At 64.6% G+C, this 20,486-nt stretch carries 20 protein-coding genes; 16 read left to right on the top strand and 4 right to left on the bottom strand.

Annotation, left to right across the window (positions count from 1 at the left end):
* Window positions 1-87: 87 nt before the first annotated feature.
* Genes ACQR1W_RS20425 through ACQR1W_RS20400 form a run of 6 tightly spaced genes read left to right on the top strand, consistent with a single transcriptional unit; the run spans window position 88 to window position 5,127 of the window.
* The gene (locus ACQR1W_RS20425; RefSeq protein ID WP_434852461.1) at window positions 88-1,281 is read left to right on the top strand and encodes a 4Fe-4S dicluster domain-containing protein; all 1,194 of its coding nucleotides are present in this window, start codon (window positions 88-90) and stop codon (window positions 1,279-1,281) included.
* Complete coding sequence (locus ACQR1W_RS20420; protein ID WP_434852460.1) at window positions 1,268-1,726, top strand: cyclic nucleotide-binding domain-containing protein; 459 nt, start codon at window positions 1,268-1,270, stop codon at window positions 1,724-1,726. The genes ACQR1W_RS20425 and ACQR1W_RS20420 overlap by 14 nt, the downstream gene beginning before the upstream one ends.
* 1 nt (window position 1,727) lies before the next feature.
* A complete protein-coding gene (locus ACQR1W_RS20415; protein ID WP_434852459.1) occupies window positions 1,728-2,576 on the top strand; it encodes an FAD/NAD(P)-binding protein in 849 nt (282 codons plus the stop codon).
* A gap of 1 nt (window position 2,577) precedes the next feature.
* Entirely contained in the window at window positions 2,578-3,354 is a 777-nt protein-coding gene (locus ACQR1W_RS20410) for an oxidoreductase (RefSeq protein ID WP_434852458.1), read from the top strand.
* Complete coding sequence (locus ACQR1W_RS20405) at window positions 3,344-4,633, top strand: Ni/Fe hydrogenase subunit alpha (protein WP_434852457.1); 1,290 nt, start codon at window positions 3,344-3,346, stop codon at window positions 4,631-4,633. Before ACQR1W_RS20410 ends, ACQR1W_RS20405 begins: the two co-directional genes overlap by 11 nt.
* On the top strand, window positions 4,630-5,127 hold the full coding sequence (locus ACQR1W_RS20400) for a hydrogenase maturation protease (RefSeq protein WP_434852456.1): 498 nt from the start codon (window positions 4,630-4,632) through the stop codon (window positions 5,125-5,127). The genes ACQR1W_RS20405 and ACQR1W_RS20400 overlap by 4 nt, the downstream gene beginning before the upstream one ends.
* A gap of 29 nt (window positions 5,128-5,156) precedes the next feature.
* On the opposite strand, the gene ACQR1W_RS20395 is transcribed toward ACQR1W_RS20400, so the two are convergent.
* Window positions 5,157-5,684 (bottom strand): hypothetical protein, encoded by a 528-nt coding sequence (locus tag ACQR1W_RS20395; protein ID WP_434852455.1) that lies wholly within the window; start codon window positions 5,682-5,684, stop codon window positions 5,157-5,159.
* A gap of 535 nt (window positions 5,685-6,219) precedes the next feature.
* Between ACQR1W_RS20395 and ACQR1W_RS20390 the strand changes: the two genes are divergently transcribed.
* The 5 genes from ACQR1W_RS20390 (at window position 6,220) to ACQR1W_RS20370 (ending at window position 11,299) form a co-directional block, all read left to right on the top strand.
* Window positions 6,220-7,137, top strand: coding sequence for an ABC transporter permease subunit (locus ACQR1W_RS20390; protein ID WP_008970310.1), 918 nt, complete (start codon window positions 6,220-6,222; stop codon window positions 7,135-7,137).
* A gap of 54 nt (window positions 7,138-7,191) precedes the next feature.
* Complete coding sequence (gene livM / locus ACQR1W_RS20385; protein ID WP_434852454.1) at window positions 7,192-8,478, top strand: high-affinity branched-chain amino acid ABC transporter permease LivM; 1,287 nt, start codon at window positions 7,192-7,194, stop codon at window positions 8,476-8,478.
* A complete protein-coding gene (locus ACQR1W_RS20380) occupies window positions 8,475-9,308 on the top strand; it encodes an ABC transporter ATP-binding protein (RefSeq protein WP_434852453.1) in 834 nt (277 codons plus the stop codon). The genes livM and ACQR1W_RS20380 overlap by 4 nt, the downstream gene beginning before the upstream one ends.
* Complete coding sequence (locus tag ACQR1W_RS20375; protein ID WP_008970307.1) at window positions 9,305-10,039, top strand: ABC transporter ATP-binding protein; 735 nt, start codon at window positions 9,305-9,307, stop codon at window positions 10,037-10,039. The genes ACQR1W_RS20380 and ACQR1W_RS20375 overlap by 4 nt, the downstream gene beginning before the upstream one ends.
* Before the next feature lie 141 nt (window positions 10,040-10,180).
* A complete protein-coding gene (locus ACQR1W_RS20370; protein ID WP_434852452.1) occupies window positions 10,181-11,299 on the top strand; it encodes a branched-chain amino acid ABC transporter substrate-binding protein in 1,119 nt (372 codons plus the stop codon).
* A 142-nt stretch (window positions 11,300-11,441) separates the two neighbouring features.
* Here ACQR1W_RS20370 and ACQR1W_RS20365 read toward each other — a convergent pair whose 3' ends face one another.
* Window positions 11,442-11,846, bottom strand: a complete 405-nt coding sequence (locus tag ACQR1W_RS20365) for a response regulator (protein ID WP_434852451.1) — start codon at window positions 11,844-11,846, stop codon at window positions 11,442-11,444.
* 227 nt (window positions 11,847-12,073) lie between these two features.
* Between ACQR1W_RS20365 and ACQR1W_RS20360 the strand changes: the two genes are divergently transcribed.
* Together ACQR1W_RS20360 and ACQR1W_RS20355 are read left to right on the top strand one after the other, a co-directional pair.
* Entirely contained in the window at window positions 12,074-14,854 is a 2,781-nt protein-coding gene (locus ACQR1W_RS20360) for a PAS domain S-box protein (protein ID WP_434852503.1), read from the top strand.
* 55 nt (window positions 14,855-14,909) lie between these two features.
* Window positions 14,910-15,908, top strand: a complete 999-nt coding sequence (locus ACQR1W_RS20355; RefSeq protein WP_434852450.1) for a P1 family peptidase — start codon at window positions 14,910-14,912, stop codon at window positions 15,906-15,908.
* Between the two features lie 5 nt (window positions 15,909-15,913).
* Here the strand turns inward: ACQR1W_RS20355 and ACQR1W_RS20350 are convergent, their stop codons facing one another.
* A complete protein-coding gene (locus ACQR1W_RS20350; protein ID WP_434852449.1) occupies window positions 15,914-16,681 on the bottom strand; it encodes an EF-hand domain-containing protein in 768 nt (255 codons plus the stop codon).
* A 244-nt stretch (window positions 16,682-16,925) separates the two neighbouring features.
* On the opposite strand from ACQR1W_RS20350, the gene rpe reads away from it, so the two are divergent.
* Genes rpe through ACQR1W_RS20335 form a run of 3 tightly spaced genes read left to right on the top strand, consistent with a single transcriptional unit; the run spans window position 16,926 to window position 18,977 of the window.
* The gene (gene rpe / locus ACQR1W_RS20345) at window positions 16,926-17,627 is read left to right on the top strand and encodes a ribulose-phosphate 3-epimerase (protein ID WP_434852448.1); all 702 of its coding nucleotides are present in this window, start codon (window positions 16,926-16,928) and stop codon (window positions 17,625-17,627) included.
* A gap of 7 nt (window positions 17,628-17,634) precedes the next feature.
* Window positions 17,635-18,120, top strand: coding sequence for an ureidoglycolate lyase (locus tag ACQR1W_RS20340; RefSeq protein WP_434852447.1), 486 nt, complete (start codon window positions 17,635-17,637; stop codon window positions 18,118-18,120).
* Between the two features lie 29 nt (window positions 18,121-18,149).
* Window positions 18,150-18,977 (top strand): bifunctional allantoicase/(S)-ureidoglycine aminohydrolase, encoded by an 828-nt coding sequence (locus tag ACQR1W_RS20335; RefSeq protein ID WP_434852446.1) that lies wholly within the window; start codon window positions 18,150-18,152, stop codon window positions 18,975-18,977.
* Between the two features lie 172 nt (window positions 18,978-19,149).
* Here the strand turns inward: ACQR1W_RS20335 and ACQR1W_RS20330 are convergent, their stop codons facing one another.
* Window positions 19,150-20,481, bottom strand: coding sequence for a dicarboxylate/amino acid:cation symporter (locus tag ACQR1W_RS20330; protein WP_434852445.1), 1,332 nt, complete (start codon window positions 20,479-20,481; stop codon window positions 19,150-19,152).
* Window positions 20,482-20,486 lie beyond the last annotated feature (5 nt).

Here is a 20,486-nt window from a genome sequence, read left to right as displayed (position 1 = left end):
GGTACCCAGGGCGGAGACTGGTAAGGCTCGGCGGACCCCAGCAAGGCCATTGAGGCCGCAATGTCCGAAGATTGCCGGAACCGAGCGATGTCGCAGAACGTCAGCGAACCGGCGACGACGAGTTCCGACGGGACCGCGCTGCTGGTCAAAGGCGCCACCGCCGTCATTTCGCGCGAAGGGCTGCAAGCGCTGATCGACGCGCTGGCCGCCGATCATTGCGTGCTGGGGCCGACCGTGCGCGACGGCGCCATCGTCTACGACGAAATCGCCAAGCTCTCACAACTCCCCGCCGGATGGACCGACAATCAGGACGCTGGCAGATATCGTCTGGAGCGACGGGCGGATGACGCGCTGTTCGGCTTTGCCGTCGGCCCGGAATCCTGGAAGCGCTTCCTTCATCCGCCCGTGGAGACGCTGTGGACCGCGCGCCGCGATAGCGACGGATTTTCGATCGAGGCTCCTTCCGTCACGCAGCGCAAATTCGCCTTTATCGGCGTGCGCGCCTGCGAAATCCACGCCATGGCGATCCAGGACAAGGTGTTCTCGGCGGGCGCTTACGCGGATGCCGGCTATGGATCGCGGCGACAGGATGCGTTCATCGTCGCCGTCAATTGTGGCGACGCCGGAGGCACATGCTTCTGTGTCTCGATGGGAACGGGCCCGCAGGCGGAGAGCGGCTTTGATCTTGCGCTGACCGAGCTGCACGACGGATCACGCCATGATTTCCTGGTCGAGGTCGGGAGTGACGAAGGCGCCAGCTTGCTGAGCCGCCTGCCCCAGCGCCGCGCTGATGATGCCGATCTCAAAGCGGCGGCCGCCGTCATCGCGCAGACGCGAAACCAGATGGGCCGGACGCTCGACACCGACGGCATCAAGGATTTGCTTCAGGCGAACGCCAACCATCCACGCTGGGACGACGTCGCCGCGCGATGTCTCACCTGCGGCAACTGCACCATGGTCTGTCCGACCTGCTTCTGCACGACCGTCGAGGACCACAGCGATCTCGCCGGCGCCACGGCGGAGCGGGTCCGCAAATGGGATTCCTGCTTCACGCTGGATTTCTCCTATCTGCACGGCGGCAGCGTGCGGCAAAGCGGCAGCGCGCGCTATCGGCAATGGATCACCCACAAGCTTGCGAGCTGGATCGATCAGTTCGGCACCTCCGGCTGCGTCGGCTGCGGACGCTGCATCACCTGGTGCCCGGTCGGCATCGACATTACGGAGGAAGCGGCCGCCATCCGCGCCCATCCAACCAGCGGAGGACAGCATGGCGGGACTTGAACACATCCTGAGAGAACATGCGTTCTTCGCCGCGTGCCCCGAGGATCAGATCGCGCTGGTCGCCGGCTGCGCCCGCAATCATCGCTTCGATCCAGGCCAATATCTGTTCCGCGAGGGCGATCCGGCGAACGAGTTCTTCCTGATCCGACACGGCAAGGTCGCGCTCGAAATCGCGAGCCCCGCCCAGTCGCCGATCGTCATTTCGACACTTGGAGAGGGCGAGATCGTCGGGGCCTCGTGGCTGTTGCCACCCTATCGCTGGACCTCGGATGCGCGCGCGGTCGAGCTGGTGCGGGCGGTCGGCATCGACGCCGCCTGCCTGCGCGGCAAATGCGAGGCCGACCACCATCTGGGATACGAGATGATGAAGCGCTTTGCCCCCATCCTGGTAAAGCGTCTCAATGCCACGCGGCTGCAGATCCTCAATGTCTATGGAAAGCGCTGAGATGCCCCTGCTGACCGCAGCGGCCCAGATCGACCCGTTCGTGCCGCAGCTCTACAAAGTCGCGCATGTCCGTCGCGAACTCTCCGATGTGGTGACGCTGGAGATCAAACCGTCGCAAGGGTCCCGGCCGAGCTACGCGCCGGGTCAGTTCAACATGCTCTATGCGTTCGGGATCGGCGAGATCGCGATCAGCATCAGCGGCGACTGCACGGACAGCACAGGCTTCGTGCATACTGTGCGGGACGTTGGCGCCGTGAGCCGGGCGATCGCGGCGCTCGACATCGGGGCCACGCTCGGCGTTCGCGGACCGTTCGGGACGGCATGGCCGGTCACCTCGGCGGAAGGCTCCGACATCCTCATCATCGCCGGCGGCCTCGGCCTGGCCCCGCTGCGGCCCGCCATCACCCACGTGCTCGCCAACCGGGCCCGCTATGGTCGCGTCGCGATCCTGTTCGGCTGCCGCCACCCCGAGGATATTCTGTTCCACGACCAGCTTGCAGCATGGCGCGGACGCCTCGACATCGCCGTCGAGGTCACCGTCGATCATGCCGACAGCAACTGGCGCGGCCATGTCGGCGCGGTGCCTGCCCTGATCCCGCGCGTGTCTTTCAGCCCGCACGACACTGTCGCGCTGGTGTGTGGGCCGGAGATCATGATGCGGTTCACGGCCAATGCCCTGCGCGATGCCGGCGTCGCCTCGAACCAGATCTATCTGTCGATGGAGCGCAACATGAAGTGCGCCATCGGTCTTTGCGGTCACTGCCAGTTCGGACCGACCTTCGTCTGCAAGGATGGTCCGGTGATGCGGTTCGACCGGATCGAGCGCCTTTTGACCCTCCGGGAGATTTGAGATGGATCGAGACCAGCGTCCGCGGCTCGCGGTCTGGAAATTCGCTTCCTGCGACGGCTGCCAGCTGTCGCTGCTCGATTGCGAGGACCAGCTCCTGACGCTGGCCGGCGCGGTCGAGATTGCCAATTTCCCGGAAGCCTCGAGCGCGGTTCTTGACGGACCCTACGATCTCTCGCTGGTCGAGGGCTCGATCACGACAGCGCATGACGCGGAACGCATTCTCAAAGTCAGGCAGCAATCCAGGCATCTGGTGACGATCGGCGCCTGTGCCACCAGCGGAGGCATCCAGGCCTTGCGCAATTTCGCCGACGTGACCGATTTCGTGTCGGCAGTTTACGCCTCTCCGCATTACATCTCCACGCTCGCCACATCGACGCCGATCTCGGCGCATGTCACTGTTGACTACGAGCTCCATGGCTGTCCGATCAATAAGGACCAGCTGATCGAAGTGATCTCGGCCTTCCTCGCCGGACGCAAGCCCGCGATCGCCGCCCACAGCGTCTGCATCGAGTGCAAGCAGCGCGGCACCGTGTGCGTGATGGTCCAGGGCCAGCCGTGCCTCGGACCGGTCACCCATGCCGGCTGCGGCGCGATCTGTCCGGCCTACCGGCGCGGCTGTTACGGCTGCTACGGCCCGATGGAGACGCCCAACATGGCCGCGCTGGGGCGCGAGTGGCGCACGCTGGGCGCGACCCCGCGCGATATCAGTCGCGCCTTGCAAACCTTCAACGCCGCAGCCGAACCGTTCCGAAAGGAAAGCGAGGCCCATGCCGACTAAAACGATCAAGGTCGACTATCTTGCCCGGGTCGAGGGCGAAGGCGCGCTCGACATCGAGATTGCCGGCGACGTCGTCACCTCGGCGCAGCTGCGGATCTTCGAGCCGCCGCGCTTCTTCGAGGCGTTCCTGCGCGGGCGCGGCTACGCCGAGACCCCTGACATCGTCGCCCGCATTTGCGGAATCTGCCCGATCGCCTATCAGATGAGCGTGGTCCATGCGATCGAGGATGCGTTCGGGACGAAGGTCGACGGCCATCTCCGCGCCTTGCGCCGGCTGATCTATTGCGGCGAATGGATCGAGAGCCATGCGCTGCATGTGGTGATACTGCATGCGCCCGACTTCCTGGGCCTGCCGGACGCGATCCGGATGGCGCGCGATCATGGCGACATCGTGCGCAGCGCGCTCGCGCTCAAGAAGGCCGGCAACGACATCATGCGCCTGCTCGGCGGACGCGAGATCCATCCCGTCAACGTCAAGCCCGGCGGCTTCCATCGCGTGCCCAGTCGCGCCGAGTTGCGGACGCTGGTCGGGCGCATGGAGAACGCCCGCAACATTGCCATCGATCTGGTCCGCTGGGTCGCCACCTTTCCCTTCCCGGATCTCGAGCGGGACTATGAATTCGTCGCGCTGCGTCACGAGAACGAATATCCGCTCAACGAGGGGAGGCTCGTCTCCAGTCGCGACATCGACATCGATATCGCCGACTATGAATCGGAGTTCGAGGAGCGGCACCTCCCTCACTCCACCGCGCTGCATTCGCTTTTGAAGCGGCGCGGCGCCTATCTCGTCGGTCCGCTTGCCCGTTACGCGCTGAATTTCGACCGGTTGCCGTCAACGGTTCAGGCGCTGGCCGAAGAGGTTGGGCTGGATCGGATATGCCGGAACCCGTTCAAGAGCATTGTCGTGCGGGCGCTCGAGATCCTGTTCGCCTGCGAAGAGGCGCTTCGCATCATCGCAGCCTATGAGCCGCCGGCGGCGGCCGCGGTCCCCCTCGTTCCCCGCGCAGGCACAGGCTTCGGCTGCACCGAGGCGCCGCGCGGCATCTGCTGGCATCGCTATGAGTTCGCAGAAGACGGCACCATCGCGCGGGCGCGCATCGTGCCGCCGACGTCGCAGAATCAGCCGAGCATCGAGGCGGACCTTGCCGTTGTCGCCGGTTCGCTGCTCGACCAGCCGGACGAGGTCATCCGTGCCCGCTGCGAACAGACCATTCGCAACTATGATCCCTGCATTTCCTGCTCGACGCACTTCCTGAAGCTGACGGTGCATCGGTCGTGACCGATCCCGCGCACAGGCGGATCGCGGTCCTCGGCATCGGCAATGTCGACCGCGGCGATGACGCCGCTGGCGTGGGTGTCGCCCACAGGCTGACACGACGGCTGCCGTCCGACGTGGCGCTTCTCGTGTGCAATGGCGATATCCTAGGCCTTGTCGAGGACTGGACGAAATACGACGCACTAATCTGTGTCGATGCCGCCGCCCCCATGGGAGCACCGGGGCGCATCCATCGCATCGACGCAGCGCAGGATGAGCTGCCCCCCTGCCCATCGCTTGCATCAAGCCATGCCTTCGGTCTGGCCGAGGCGATCGCCCTCGCCCGCGAATTGGGCGTCCTTCCCAACTCCACGATCGTCTATGCGATAGAGGGCGCCTGCTTCGATGCCGGCGCCGCAATCACGCCCATCGTGGCCGCCGCTATCGACGCTACCGCTGAACGGATCATCACCGAGATCGGCTGGATGAACAGCCTCGCGCCGCCGGTCGAGACCTGAAGGCGGCGTCGCCGCAACTCAGCTGCAGGTCAGGCCCGATGCGCAGCCGAGTGTTCGATGCCGCGCGTAGCCGGCTGGTCGTCCGATGTCCGCACTCTGGACTGCATCGGCGGCTCCACGAGCATCACGATGGCCGTGCCGAGCAGCAACATCAGTTCGGTGGCGTGCAGGCGCAGCGCCTCGGCCTCACCCACCCGAGACGCCACTACCATGCTGAAGAAGCTGATGAGGCTGCCAAGCCCGAGCGCAATGCCAAGCGCCTCCTCGCCGCCTCCGGCCTTGCGCAGCCGCGGCACGCTGATCAGGATCAGGAAGATTGCAAAGAACGCCGCGACCGTCAGCCGGGCCAGCGCCAACAGCCAGGCCGCGCGCATCGTCCCGACCCCGGCCAGGTGCAGGTAGTCACTCACGAACAGTGCAACCGAAATGTTGGGCCGCTCGAACAGGCCGTGGACCGGCGCGACCATGATCCGGAACGCGATGATGCTCCAGATCGGAATGAAATAGGCCGCAAGCAGCGCGCCGCTGAAGGAACTGAGCCGCCAGTTCTTGGACATATCGCTCTCCGCCGTCTCCTGCCCCGAGGACCGTTGCTTCGATCTAACGGAGGTAACGCGCTGAAAATGCGGCGGGCAATTTAAACCCTTTATTTACCTTAATGGGCGGACGCGGGTGCAACGCTACCTGCGCCGGCCTGAGCGAGGTGCCGATGGCCGCTCCCGCCCGCCTCGGACGGAGCTTGCATTAGACTTTAGACCGAGACTCCCTTCGAGCCCCAGGCCCTCCCCTTGAGCCCGCTCTAACCCTGGTTGCAATGGAACAATCTGTTTGTCCGCGATCTCCGATGGCAATTCTGAGGCGGCGGCGTTGCAAACGTAACACCGCCACCAAACAAGGCGGGAAAAGCCCGCATTTGCGGCAGCGCACTCTGTTGCGGCCCGCAGTTTGTTGCTGTTAGAACCCGTTAGTCGCGTCGCCCTGGGGACACTGGGACGGAGTCGCGGCAAGCGGTGGCGGGGGGGACCTCCCGGTCGGCAGAAGGGGAAACTGCCGTTCGGACGCGCCGCATTGGCGAACCATTGTCGGCAGTTCATGGATTATTTCGCGCAGCAGCTCATCAACGGCCTCGTCCTCGGCTCGATCTACGGCCTGATCGCCATCGGCTACACCATGGTCTATGGCATCGTCGGCATGATCAACTTCGCCCATGGCGACATCTTCATGATCGGTGGCTTCATCGCGCTGATCTCCTTCCTGATCCTGGTATCGATCGGACTGACGGCTGTCCCTGTGATCCTCCTGATCGTGCTCCTGGTTTCGATGGCGATCACCGCCCTCTATGGCTGGACCGTCGAGCGCATCGCCTACCGGCCACTGCGGCACTCGTTCCGGCTGGCGCCGATGCTGTCGGCAATCGGCATGTCGTTCGTCCTCACCAACTACTCGCAAGTGGCGCAGGGCGCGCGCGTCAAGCCGGTGCCGCCGATCATCACCGGCGGCCACACCCTGCACGAGGGTGCCGAGGGCTTTGTCGTGCAGCTGTCAAACGTCCAGATCGTCGTGGTCATCACCACCATCGTTCTGCTCCTGCTGTTCACCTGGCTGGTGTCGCGCACCCGGCTCGGACGCGACATGCGGGCCTGCGAGCAGGATCAGACAATGGCGGCGCTGCTCGGCGTCGACGTCGACCGCACCATCTCCATGACCTTCGTGATCGGCGCAGCGCTCGCCGCGGTCGCCGGCATGATGTACCTGCTCTATTACGGCCTGGTCGATTTCTTCATGGGCTTCGTCGCCGGCATCAAGGCCTTCACCGCCGCTGTGCTCGGCGGCATCGGTTCCCTGCCCGGTGCGATGCTCGGCGGCCTTGCGATCGGCCTGATCGAGACCTTCTGGTCGGCCTATTTCTCGGTCGAATACAAGGACGTCGCGGCGTTCTCGATCCTGATCGTGGTCTTGATCTTCCTTCCGACCGGCCTGCTCGGCCGGCCCGAAATCGAAAAAGTCTGAACGGTCATCCGCGTGAGCGCGCCCTTTCCCGCATCCTCGAAAGCCAGTCCCTCAATGGGGGCGGCCGCCATCTTCAAGAAAGCCTTCCTCAGCGCGCTGGTCGCACTCGGCCTGTTCTCGCTGATGGTCGGTATCCGCACTGAAGCCGGTCCGACCGGACAACTGATCTATTGGACCCGCTTCAACGAACTCGCCGGACTCGTGGCCGCGGTGTTCGTCGGCTCGATCGCGGTCGAGCTGTTCCGGCGGTGGCTCGGGCCACGGGGTGGCACGGCCGTGCTGATCCCGCCTGTTGTCGGGCGCGGCATGGCGCTGGCTGGCCAGTTCCTGGCACCGGCGCTGCTCATCTTCACGCTGCTGGTGCCCGTGATCTTCTACAACCAGCGCTACATTCTCGATCTCGCGATCCTGGTCCTGACCTATGTCATGCTGGGCTGGGGTCTCAATGTGGTGGTCGGGCTCGCGGGCCTGCTCGACCTCGGCTATGTCGCCTTCTACGCGGTCGGCGCCTATTCCTATGGCCTACTGTCGACCACCTTCGACCTGTCGTTCTGGGTCTGCCTGCCGCTCGCCGGTATCCTCGCCGCTTTCTGGGGCGTGCTGCTCGGCTTTCCCGTGCTGCGGCTGCGCGGCGACTATCTGGCCATCGTCACGCTTGCCTTCGGCGAGATCATCCGCCTTGTCATCCTCAACTGGCAGAGCCTGACCGGCGGACCGAACGGCATCTCCGGCATTCCGCGCCCCAGCCTGTTCGGCATTCCGCTGACGCCCGGTCCCGATGGGCTGGCCGCCAAGCTCGGCATTCCGTTCTCGCCGACCCACCGCATCGTGCTCCTGTTCTACCTGATCCTGGCGCTGGCGCTGCTCACCAACTGGGTGACGATCCGGTTGCGCCGGCTGCCGATCGGGCGAGCCTGGGAGGCGTTGCGCGAGGACGAGGTCGCCTGCCGTGCGCTTGGCATCAACACCACCACGACCAAGCTCACCGCCTTCGCAACCGGCGCGATGTTCGGCGGCTTCGCTGGCGCCTTCTTCGCCACCCGCCAAGGCTTCATCAGCCCGGAATCCTTCACCTTCCAGGAATCGGCGCTCGTGCTTGCCATCGTCGTGCTCGGCGGCATGGGCTCGCAGCTCGGCGTGGCGCTGGCTGCGCTTGCGATGATCGGCGGCTTCGAACTGTTCCGCAGCCTTGAGACCTACCGCATGCTGGTGTTCGGGCTCGCCATGGTGCTGCTGATGATCTGGCGGCCGCGCGGCATCATCGGCCATCGCGCGCCGACGGTCTACTTGCAGAAGTCGGAGGCGATTTCGTCCGACCTCGTCCAGGAGGGTCACGGATGAACGCCGCTCCGATCCTCAGCGTCGAGCATCTGACGATGCGTTTTGGCGGCATCGTCGCCGTCAACGATCTGTCCTTCACCGCCGGGCGCCGGCAGATCACGGCCCTGATCGGCCCCAATGGGGCCGGCAAGACCACCGTGTTCAACTGCATCACCGGCTTCTACAAGCCGACATCAGGCGCGATCTGCCTGACGCATGAGGACGGCGCCCGCTACGAGATGCAGAAGCTGAAAGACTTCAACATCTCCAAGTTGGCCAAGGTCGCGCGTACCTTCCAGAACATCCGCCTGTTCCCCGGCATGACTGCGCTGGAGAACCTGATGGTCGCGCAGCACAATGCGCTGATGCGCGCCTCGGGCTTCACCGTGCTCGGGCTGTTCGGTGTTCCCTCCTGGCGCAGCGCCGAGCGCGAAGCGATCGAGCGGGCGACCTTCTGGCTCAAGCGCATCGGCCTGCTGGATCGCGCCGATGATGCCGCCGGCAATCTCGCTTATGGCGACCAGCGCCGGCTGGAGATCGCGCGCGCGATGTGCACCGAGCCGGCGCTGCTCTGCCTCGATGAACCAGCCGCGGGCCTCAATGCGCGCGAGAGTGGCGCGTTGAGCGAATTGCTGCTCTCGATCCGCGCCGATCAAGGCACCTCGATCCTGCTGATCGAGCATGACATGAGCGTGGTGATGGAAATCTCGGATCGCGTCGTGGTGATGGATTACGGCGTCAAGATCGCCGAGGGCGCGCCCAGCGATATCAGAGACGATCCGAAGGTGATCGCGGCCTATCTCGGCACCGACGAGGAAGAGGCCGCTGCCGTGATGGAGGCCCAGGCGTGAGCGCCCCCCTGCTCGCGATCCGCAGCCTGCGTGCGGCCTATGGCAAGATCGAAGCGCTCAAGGGCGTCGATCTCGACATCAAGTCTGGCGAGATCGTGGCGCTGATCGGCGCCAATGGCGCCGGCAAGTCGACCTTGATGATGACGATCTTCGGGCGGCCGCGCGCGAGCTCGGGGCAGATCCTGTTCGACGGCGCCGACATCACCCAGGTGCCGACCCATCAGATCGCCCGGCTCAAGATCGCGCAGTCGCCGGAAGGCCGGCGCATCTTTCCGCGCATGAGCGTGGCGGAAAATCTGCAGATGGGGGCCGACGCCACCGAGACCAGCGAGGCGGAACGCGCGATCAGCCTGGAGCGCGTGTTTGCGTTGTTCCCGCGGTTGAAGGAGCGGATGGATCAGCGCGGCGGCACCCTGTCCGGCGGCGAGCAACAGATGCTGGCAATCGGACGGGCCCTGATGAGCCGCCCGCGCCTACTACTTTTGGACGAGCCCTCGCTCGGTCTGGCGCCGCTAATCGCGCGACAGATTTTTGACGCGATCCGCACGCTCAACCGGCAGGACGGGCTCACGGTGCTGATCGTCGAACAGAACGCCAATCATGCGCTGAAACTCGCCCATCGCGGCTATGTCCTGGTCAACGGCCTGATTACGCTGGCCGGCTCCGGCGCTGAGTTGCTGCAGCGGCCGGAGATCCGCGCCGCCTATCTCGAAGGCGGCCGGCACGGCTAAGGTCTCCACTCGCCAGATTTCGTTACCAGCGTCATCTGCCCGAAATTAGCCGGTGACTTCGTGGTAAAATCAGCCACAATGCGCGCGCTCTTCCAACCCGGCCGTCCCGGGACGTCCGTATCGATCATGCGAGGATTTCTCATGAAACCACTCAAACTCTTCGGCTTGGCTCTGGGCGCGACGCTTGCGCTCTCGACGGCAGCGCTGGCGGATGACCTCACCATTGCGGTGGCCGGTCCGATGACCGGCACCGAGTCCGCGTTCGGACGACAGATGAAAAACGGCGCTGAGATGGCGGTCGCGGACATCAATGCTGCCGGCGGCGTGCTCGGCAAGAAGCTCGCGCTCGACACCGAGGACGATGCCTGCGATCCGAAGCAGGCGCGATCGGTCGCCGAGAAGATCGCCGGCCAGGGCATTCCGTTTGTCGCCGGACATTACTGCTCGTCGTCGTCGATCCCGGCCTCCGAAGCCTATGCCGACGGCAACGTGCTGCAGATCACCCCGGCCTCGACCAATCCGACCTTCACCGAGCGCAAGCTCTGGAACGTCGCCCGCGTCTGCGGCCGTGACGACCAGCAGGGTGCAGTTGCCGCCGCCTACATCGCGAAGAACTTCAAGGGCAAGAACATCGCGATCCTCAACGACAAGACCACCTACGGCAAGGGCCTGGCCGACGAGACCAAGAAGGCGCTCAACAAGGCCGGCGTCACCGAGAAGCTCTATGAGTCCTACAACAAGGGCGACAAGGACTTCAACGCGATCGTCTCGCGCCTGAAGCGCGAGAACATCGATCTCGTCTATGTCGGCGGCTATCACCAGGAAGCCGGTCTGATCCTGCGTCAGATGCGCGATCAGGGCCTCAAGACGATCCTGATGGCCGGCGATGCGATGGCCGACAAGGAATATGCCTCGATCACCGGACCTGCTGGCGAAGGCACGCTCTTCACCTTCGGCCCCGACCCGCGCAAGAAGCCGACGGCCGCCTCGATCGTCGATAAGTTCAAGGCCAAGAACATCGACCCCGAAGGCTACACGCTCTACACCTATGCCGCGATGCAGGTGTGGTCGCAGGCGGCGAAGAAGGCCGGGACCGCGGACGCCAAGAAGGTGATGGACACCATCAAGGCGGGTTCCTGGGATACCGTGATCGGCAAGCTCCAATACGACTCCAAGGGCGACATCAAGCAGCTCGACTACGTCGTCTACAAGTGGGACGCCAGCGGCAACTACGCCGAGATCAACCCCAAGGGTTCTTAATCAAGAAGGGGTCTTGATCAGCTTCCAACCGTAGCTACAAACGTCAGGCGCCCCGGCATGCCGGGGCGCTTTCGTTTTGCGCAAGATCTTGGAAACAAGATCTCCGAAACAGGAACTTGGACCGAGAGCTTGGAAGCGATCGTCAGGCCGAGGCTGCGATCGTAGTTCCGTTCGCATCCGGCTGCGCGACGGCAGTTCGCGCAGCAGCGACGGCATGCATCAGCTCTGCCGGTCGGAACGGCTTCTGCAGATAGACCACGCGAGTCAGCTCTTCGGAAAGCGCGGCACCATCGAAGGCCGTCATGCCGGAGACCGCGACAACCGGTAGATCGGGAACAATCTCGCGCAGCCTCGCGACCAGGTCGAGACCATTCGCGTCGCCCAAGAAGACGTCGACGATTGCCGCATCGCACGGCGTTTCCCGAAAGACTTGCAGGCCGGCGGATGCGCTCGCGGCCTCGACGACGTCGACGTGATTCACGCGCAGCACCATGCTAATCATCGCGCGTACATCTTTCTGATCGTCGACAACGAGAATACGCGGCATAAACGGCTCCAGCATTTTGTCGAATTGCTACAGCGACGAAGCCAACTTAGACACAACTACGGGTATTTATGCGACCTGGGGTAAAGGTGCAGTTACCGCATTATATGGCACTCACATAGGACAAGATTTTGATCGGTAAAATGTAACCTCAATTGATTGAGACGAAGGGCAAGGCGGAGACGCAGCTGGACCTCGGCGCGCGTGTCGCCGGCCCGCAGGAAGGGGTCATGGAGACCGCCCGAAACGAACACGATATTTTCCTTTCGACAGCTCCCGCCACGCGCCGCGATCAGACCGCGGCGTTGCTCGTGGTGGCCGTTTCGGCCATCGCATTCGCGCTCGCCGTCCCGTTTGCAAAGCTGCCGCTCGCGCCGGTGCCCGCATTCATCGCGAGCTACCAGTCCGCGCTGGCGCTCAACGATGTGATCACCGCGATCCTGCTGTTCTCACAATTTGCACTGCTGCGCTCACGTGCATTGCTGGTGCTGGCCTGCGGCTATCTGTTCACCGCCTCGGCGACAACGGTCCACACCCTGGTGTTTCCCGGCCTGTTCACGCCGACCGGACTGTTCGGCGCCGGCTCGCAGGCCGCCGTCTGGATCTACATGATCTGGCACGGCGGCTTTCCGCTGTTCGTGCTCGCCTATGTGGAGCTGCGCGGAGACAAGGATGGCAACCGCCTCAGCGGCTCGGCGGCGCGGTCCATCCTGCTTGGCGCGGCTGCGGTGGTCGCCTCGGTCGCGGTCCTGAGCTGGGCCGCGATCGCGTGGGAGCAGCACCTTCCGATCCTGATCGACCAGGACCTGACCACCTGGAACCTGACCGTCGTGGTTGCGGCGATCTGTGCCGTGACCTGCGTTGCGCTTGTGTCGCTATGGTTGCAGCGCCCGCACAGCGTGTTGGATCTGTGGCTGATGGTCGTGCTCTGTGCCTGGCTGTTCGACATCGGTCTTTCATCCCTGTTCAACGCGGGGCGCTTCGATCTCGGCTACTATGCCGGCCGCCTCTACGGCCTCGGTGCGACCAGCTTCGTGCTCGGCATGCTTCTCGTCGACAATATCCAGCTCCAGGCCAAGCTGGCGCGGCTGCTCGGCCGGCTGCGCCTGCAGGCAGCCTCGGAACGCGCGCGCTTCACCGAGCGCGAACATCTGCTCAGCGCTGTCGTTGAATCCTCCAATGATGCGATCATCACCCAATCGCTCGACGGCAAGATCACCTCCTGGAATCGCGCGGCAGAGCATCTGTTCGGCCACCGCGCGGCGGAGGCGATCGGCGGGCATATCGAGCTCATCGTGCCGCCCGATCGGCGCACCGAAGTCGACGACATGCTCGCGCGCATCGTCGCCGGCGAGAAGATCCAGCATCATGAAACGGTGCGCATCCACCGGGACGGCGAGCAGCTCGACGTCTCCTTGAGCATCTCGCCGATCGTTGATGCCGGCGGCGCGATCATCGGCGCCTCGAAGGTTGCGCGCGACATCACCGAGAGCAAGCGCACCCAGCGCGAACTTTCGCGGGAGATCGAGGAACGCCAGCGCATCTTCGAGACATCGCAGGACCTGATCCTGGTCACGGATCAGGCCGGCCGCTTGATGCAGGTGAGCCCGAGCTCGCTCTCCATCCTCGGCTACGATCCCGATGAAATGATCGGCCGCAACAGCGCCGATTTCATTCGGCCCGCCGATCTCGATGCCGCGCGCAGCGAAGTCCATGCCGCCCGCGCAGGACGGCAGCCTCACAATTTCGAAGCGCAATTCACCCACAGGGACGGACGCGGCGTGGTCCTGAACTGGATCGCGACCTGGTCGGACCCGGTCCAGCGCTATTTCTTCGTCGGCCGCGATCTCACTGAGAAGCGCGCCGCAGAGGCACAGTTCCGGCAGGCGCAGAAGATGGAGGCGATCGGTCAGCTGACCGGCGGCGTGGCGCATGATTTCAACAACATCCTGACTGTGATCACCGGCACGGTCGGCATCCTGGCCGATGCGGTCGCCGAACAACCACATCTCGCCTCGATCACCACGATGATCGACGAATCTGCGGAACGGGGCGCGCAGCTGACGCGGCAATTGCTTGCCTTTGCGCGCAAGCAGCCGCTGCAACCGGTTGATCTCGACGTCAATGCGCTGGTGCTCGACGCCGCCAAACTGCTGCGGCCGACGCTCGGCGAGCATATCGAGATCGTCTCGGTGCTGCCCGAGGATGCCTGGAGCGCGCTGGTCGATCCCAACCAACTGACCTCGGCCGTGCTCAATTTGGCCCTGAATGCGCGCGACGCGATGCCGGAGGGAGGCAAGCTCACGCTGGAGACCCGCAACGTCGCGCTGGACGACGAATACGCCCAGGCCAACAGCGAAGTGGCTGCTGGCGACTACGTGATGGTCGCGGTCAGTGACACCGGCTCCGGCATTCACCCAGACCATCTCGACAAAGTGTTTGATCCCTTCTTCTCGACCAAGGGTGTCGGCAAGGGCTCCGGCCTCGGCCTCTCCATGGTGTTCGGCTTCGTCAAGCAGTCAGGCGGGCACATCAAGATCTACAGCGAGGTGGATCACGGCACGAGCGTCAAGCTCTATCTGCCGCGATCCGACGCCAAGCCCGTTGCGGCCGCGCCGCCGGCGTCGCGCGAGATCCAGAGCGGCCATGAGTCGATCCTGGTCGTCGAGGACGACGAGCTGGTCCGCAAATACGTGGTCACCCAGATTGCGAACCTGGGCTATACGACATTGTCGGCGGCGAATGCCGCCGAGGCCCTCGACATCATCGACCGTGGTGACGAGGTCGATCTCTTGTTCACCGACGTGATCATGCCCGGAAGCATGAACGGCCGCCAGCTTGCTGATGAGGCGCTCAAGCACCGTCCGCGGCTCAAGGTCCTGTTCACATCCGGCTACACTGAAAATGCCGTGGTCCATCACGGCCGGCTCGACGCCGGCGTGCTGCTCCTGGCCAAGCCCTATCGCAAGGGCGAGCTGGCGCGCATGATCCGGGTCGCGCTCGAACGTTGAGGTCCGAGCAGCGTTGCGCTATCGAGCAGACAGGTTGCAGCCGAGGGACCGTCCCGTGAAGAACCTCCTCACCGATGTCAAAGGCGTGCGCGTTGGTCACGCCGACGATCCCAAGCTTGCCTCCGGCGTCACCACCATCCTGTTCGATGCACCAGCGGTCGCCGCCATCGATATCCGCGGCGGCGGTCCTGGGGTGCGAGATGACGCCGTGCTCGATCCAGTCAACACCGTGGAGCGGATCGACGCGCTTGCATTGTCCGGCGGCTCGGCCTTCGGCCTCGATGCCGGCGGCGGCGTGCAGGCCTGGCTTGTCGAACAGGGGCGCGGCTTTGCGGTGCGCGATGCGCTGATCCCGATCGTTCCAGGAGCGATCATCTTCGATCTCTTGAACGGCGGCGACAAGGCGTGGGGACGTTTTGCGCCATATCGCGATCTTGGCTACGCGGCTGCCGCCGCGGCGGACACCGATTTCAAGCTCGGCAGCGTCGGCGCTGGCCTCGGCGCCACGACCGCGAATTTCCAGGGCGGGCTCGGCTCTGCCTCGGCCGTGACAGCCAGTGGCATCACTGTCGCGGCCCTTGCGGTGGTCAATGCGGTCGGCAGCGTCACGGTCGGCGACGGGCCGTGGTTCTGGGCAGCACCATTCGAGATGAACGGCGAATTCGGCGGCCGCGGTCTGCCCACCTCGTTCACGCCGGACATGCTCGCGATGCGGATCAAGGGCGGCCCGGCGGCGACTGCTGCCGAGAACACCACGGTCTCAGTGGTCGTGACCGACGCGATCCTGACCAAATCGCAGGCGAAGCGACTGGCGATGATGGCGCAGACCGGCATGGCGCGCGCGATCTACCCGGTGCATCTGCCGCTCGATGGCGATGTGGTGTTTGCGGCCGCCACCTGCGAAAAGCCGATTGAACCGCTGGTCGAACTGAGCGCACTCGGCATGACCGCTGCCAACGTGCTGGCGCGAGCCATCGCCCGCGGCGTGCATCACGCGACCGCCCTGCCCTTTGCCGGCGCGCTGCCAGCCTGGCAGGACCGGTTCGGCCGCTGACGAAATCAGGCGCTGACCGCGGCCGTCGAGGACGCGGAGCTCGACAACGCGTTCGACTCACGCTGAATCAGCTTCTCGATCAGGTTGTACGACGAGGTCGCCGAGCTCGCGCTGGTCGATGCCGCCGGCAGCGTCATCGTCACCTTGGAGCCGTCGGCATAGGTGATGGTGGTCGTGGTCGAGCCGTCGCTGTTGCTGGTCGAGCTGCTGGATGCGCCCGACAGCGCCTGCATCAGCGGATCGCTGCTCGAACCGCTGCTGCCGGAGCCGCTGCTGTCCTCGGAGCTCGCGGCGTGATGGTGGCCATGATGGCCGCCTTTCAGCGCCGATTTCAGCTCGTCGAGGCTGACATTGCCGTCGCCATTGCTGTCGAGCTTGCCGAACACGCTGTCGGCATTCGCGACATTGGTGCCGCCGGCGCCCAGCGCATTCTCGAATTCGGATTTGCTGATCTGCCCGTCGCCATTGGCGTCGAGCTGCGAGAACAGGTCCTGCAGCGGATCCTTGGAGGATGTCGTCCCCGATGCGCTCGTTCCGGACTGGCTCTGCGCCGAGATCAGGGCGCTCATGGTGGTCGGCGAGATCTGCACCGAGCCGCCGGCGCTCGGCTGCCAGGGTGTGAAATTCGCCGACGAACTTGCCGAGCCGGAGCCTCCGAGAAAATCGAACGGGCCCGAGCCGGAGCCGTTCGATTGCCCCGAGCCGGACTTCGACGAGCCCAACGACTGCAGGCTGTCAAGGATCGACGCAGCGGCCCCAAGCGCAAACAACATGGCAGGACTCCGAAAACAACGCCGCAGCATCTCGCGGCAATCAACGTTGCCGAATGTTTCGCAAGTGTCGTGCCAACGCCGAACGGCCGGTCAAACGATTGATATGTCGCGATATTTCTCGGTCGACGCGCGCGGCGGACCGGGCAATTGGTGCCGTAGCGGGTAGATTTTGCCGGGCCGCGTTGCCGGAACAGCGCCTGCATGTTAGGGCGCTTCTCATATCAATTCGCCGGGAGACAACGCCTTGACCCAAGCCTTCATGCCGCGTCCGCTCGTCATTGCGCCGTCGATCCTGGCGTCCGACTTCTCCAAGCTCGGCGAAGAGGTCCGTGCGGTCGACGCCGCCGGCGCCGACTGGATCCATCTCGATGTGATGGATGGCCACTTCGTGCCGAATATTTCCTACGGCCCCGACGTCATCAAGGCGCTGCGACCGCACACCAAGAAGGTGTTCGACGCGCATCTGATGATCAGCCCTTGCGATCCCTATCTCGAGGCCTTCGCCAAGGCCGGCTGCGACCACATCACGGTCCATGCCGAAGCCGGCCCGCATCTGCATCGCTCGCTGCAGGCGATCCGCGCGCTCGGCAAGAAGGCCGGCGTCTCGCTCAATCCCTCGACGCCGCTCAATGTCATCGAATATGTGCTCGACATGATCGATCTCGTGCTGATCATGTCGGTCAATCCGGGCTTCGGTGGCCAGGCCTTCATTCCGTCCGCGGTCGGCAAGATCCAGGATCTGCGGGCGATGGTCGCGGGCCGCGGAATCGACATCGAGGTCGACGGCGGCGTCGGGCCCGAAGTGTCCGGACCGCTCGCCGCGGCCGGCGCCAACGCCTTCGTCGCCGGATCTGCCGTGTTCAAGGGCGGCACCATGGACTCCTATCGCAGCAATATCTCCGCCATCCGCAGCGCCGCAGCGATGGCCCGCGGTGAGGCGATCTGAGACGGACATGGTGGAGATCAAGCCGGAGCCCCTGACCAAGGCGGCGTTCGCGCGGTTCGGCGACGTCGTCGAGATCGACGGCGCTGGGCCGATCGAGATCAACCAGGGTTTTGCGCGCCGTTTCAACGGCCTTGCCAATATCGACGTGACCAGCGGCGGCGCCGCGGTGAACATCAGTTGGTTTGAAGCGAAACCGCGTCCGCAGCCGATCGAGATCAAGCTGATGGAGCGGCACCCGCTTGGCAGCCAGCTGTTCATGCCGTTGCAGGACAAGCCCTGGCTGGTGCTGGTCTGCGACGATCCGCGCGATCCCTCCAGCTATCGCACTTTTACCGCCAGCGGCCGGCAGGGCGTCAACTATGCGCGCAATGCCTGGCACCATCCGCTGCTGGTGCTGGGGGAAGGCGAGCGCTTCCTGGTCGTCGACCGCCTCGGTGCTGACAATCTCGAGGAAGTGTGGCTGGATCAGCCGCTGTCGCTGATGCCGAAGTAACACCGCGACGCGGGCGTTGGAGCATAAGAATGGACGAGCCCTATTTCATTCCCCGCGGCGGGCATCCGCCGCAGACCGACCTTCTGACCGGGCGCGCCGTCTTCACCGAGGCTTACGCCGTCATCCCCAAGGGCGTCATGCGCGACATCGTCACCTCGGCGCTGCCGTTCTGGGACAAGACCCGGGTTTGGGTGATTGCACGCCCCCTCTCCGGCTTTGCGGAGACGTTCTCGCAATACATCATGGAGGTCGCGCCCGGTGGTGGCAGCGACAAGCCCGAGCCGGATACGGAGGCCGAGGGCGTGCTGTTCGTGGTCGGCGGCGAGATCACGCTGACGTTGGCCGGCGTTGAGCATCGCCTGCGCCACGGCGGCTATGCCTTCCTGCCGCCGGCGAGCCAATGGACGCTCCGCAACGCCGGTACGGGCCCTGCGACCTTCCATTGGATCCGCAAGGCCTATCAGGCCGTGCCGGGCATTCCTACGCCGGACGCTTTCGTCACCAACGAGGCCGACGTCCCGGCCGTCGCGATGCCCGACACCGATGGCCGCTGGGCCACCACGCGCTTCGTCGATCCGCTCGACGTGCGCCACGACATGCATGTCAACATCGTCACCTTCCAGCCCGGCGCGGTGATCCCGTTCCTGGAGACGCATGTGATGGAGCACGGGCTCTACGTGCTCGAAGGCAAGGCGGTCTACAAGCTCAATCGCGACTGGGTCGAGGTCGAGGCCGGCGACTTCATGTGGCTGCGCGCCTTCTGTCCGCAGGCCTGCTACGCCGGCGGCCCCGGCCGCTTCCGCTATTTGCTCTACAAGGACGCCAACCGCCACATGGCCCTGCGGCCATTCCGGTGAGCCTGCTCCAGGCATAAAGATGTAAGCAGTACGTAGCCCGCATGAGTGACAGCGACATGCGGGTCTCCGTGCGGCTCGTGCGGCCCCCGGATGTCGCTTGCGCTCGTCCGGGCTACGGGTCCGTCATTTCCAACGCTGTCTCGCGCACGGAGCGTCACGCGAGACGGCCAAATCACGCGCCTTGATACTCCACCTCATCCGAGCTGCCGCGGTCGAGCACGGCGACGGCCTTGGCGTGGTCGAGATCGTTCTCCCAGGCCGCCACCACGACGGTCGCTACGCAATTGCCGATCAGGTTGCCGACCGCGCGGGCGATGCCGACGAACCAATCGATCGACAGCACCAGCACGAGGCCGATGGCGGGGATCGCGGGAACCGCGCTCAAGGTGGCGGCCAGGATCACGATCGCCGAGCCCGGCACGCCATGCGCGCCCTTCGACGTGATCAGCGAGACGCCAAGCACGAGCAGGAGATCGGGGATGGACAGCGGCGTGTTGGTGGCTTGTGCGATGAACACCACCGCGAGCGTCAGGTAGATCGAGAACGCATCGAGGTTGAACGAATAGCCGGTGGGGATGACGAGGCCGACCACCTCCTGCTTGACGCCCATCGCCTCAAGCTTGCGCATGATCTGCGGCAGCACGGCATCGGACGATGCGGTCGCCAGCACGATCATCAGCTCCTCTTTCAGGTAGCGCAGGAACTTGAACAGGCTCAGGCCGGCCAACCGCATCACGGTGCCGAGCGCGATCACGACAAACAGCGCGACCGAGAGATAGAACAGCACCACCAGCGTCAACAGCTGCTGCAGCGAGCCGATGCCGTATTTGCCGACGGTGAAGCCGATCGCGCCGAGCACGCCGAGCGGCGCCACCCGCACGATCAGGCCCATGGCGCGGAACAGCACCTTGGCCGTGGTGTCGATGAACGTGACAACCGGCTTGGCCGGCTCGCCGACCAGCGCCAGGCTGACGCCGAAGATCACCGCGAAGAACAGCACCTGCAGCACGTCGTTGCGGGCGAAGGCATCGAACGCGGTCGAGGGAATGATATTGAGGATGAAGCTGCTCAAGCCGCCGCCCTGCAGCTTGTGCGCATTGTCGGCGAAGCTGGTCAGCACCTTCGGATCGAGCTTGCTGACGTCGATATTCATGCCGTGGCCCGGGCCGAAGATCAGCGCCAGCACCAGGCCGAAGGCGAGCGCGATCGTGGTCATGCCCTCGAAGTACACCAGCGCCTTGACCCCGACCCGGCCGACTTTGCGCAGATCGCCGGCGCTGGCGATGCCGTGCACCACCACGCAGAACACGATCGGCGCGACCACCATCGAGATCAGCTTCAGGAAGGCGTCGCTGAAGAATTTCAGCGCCTGCCCCATCTCCGGCGCAACGACGCCGATCAGGATGCCGAGAACAAGCGCTGCCACCACCTGGACGAACAGCGAGCCGAACAGGCTGCCTCTGCCGCGCGTGGCACCCGCAATTGCCGCATCCGTTGCCGTCATATGAA

The sequence above is a fragment of the Bradyrhizobium sp. HKCCYLS1011 genome, assembly GCF_051167795.1.
Taxonomy (GTDB): domain Bacteria; phylum Pseudomonadota; class Alphaproteobacteria; order Rhizobiales; family Xanthobacteraceae; genus Bradyrhizobium.
This window is presented reverse-complemented; position numbering and strand designations above follow the sequence as displayed.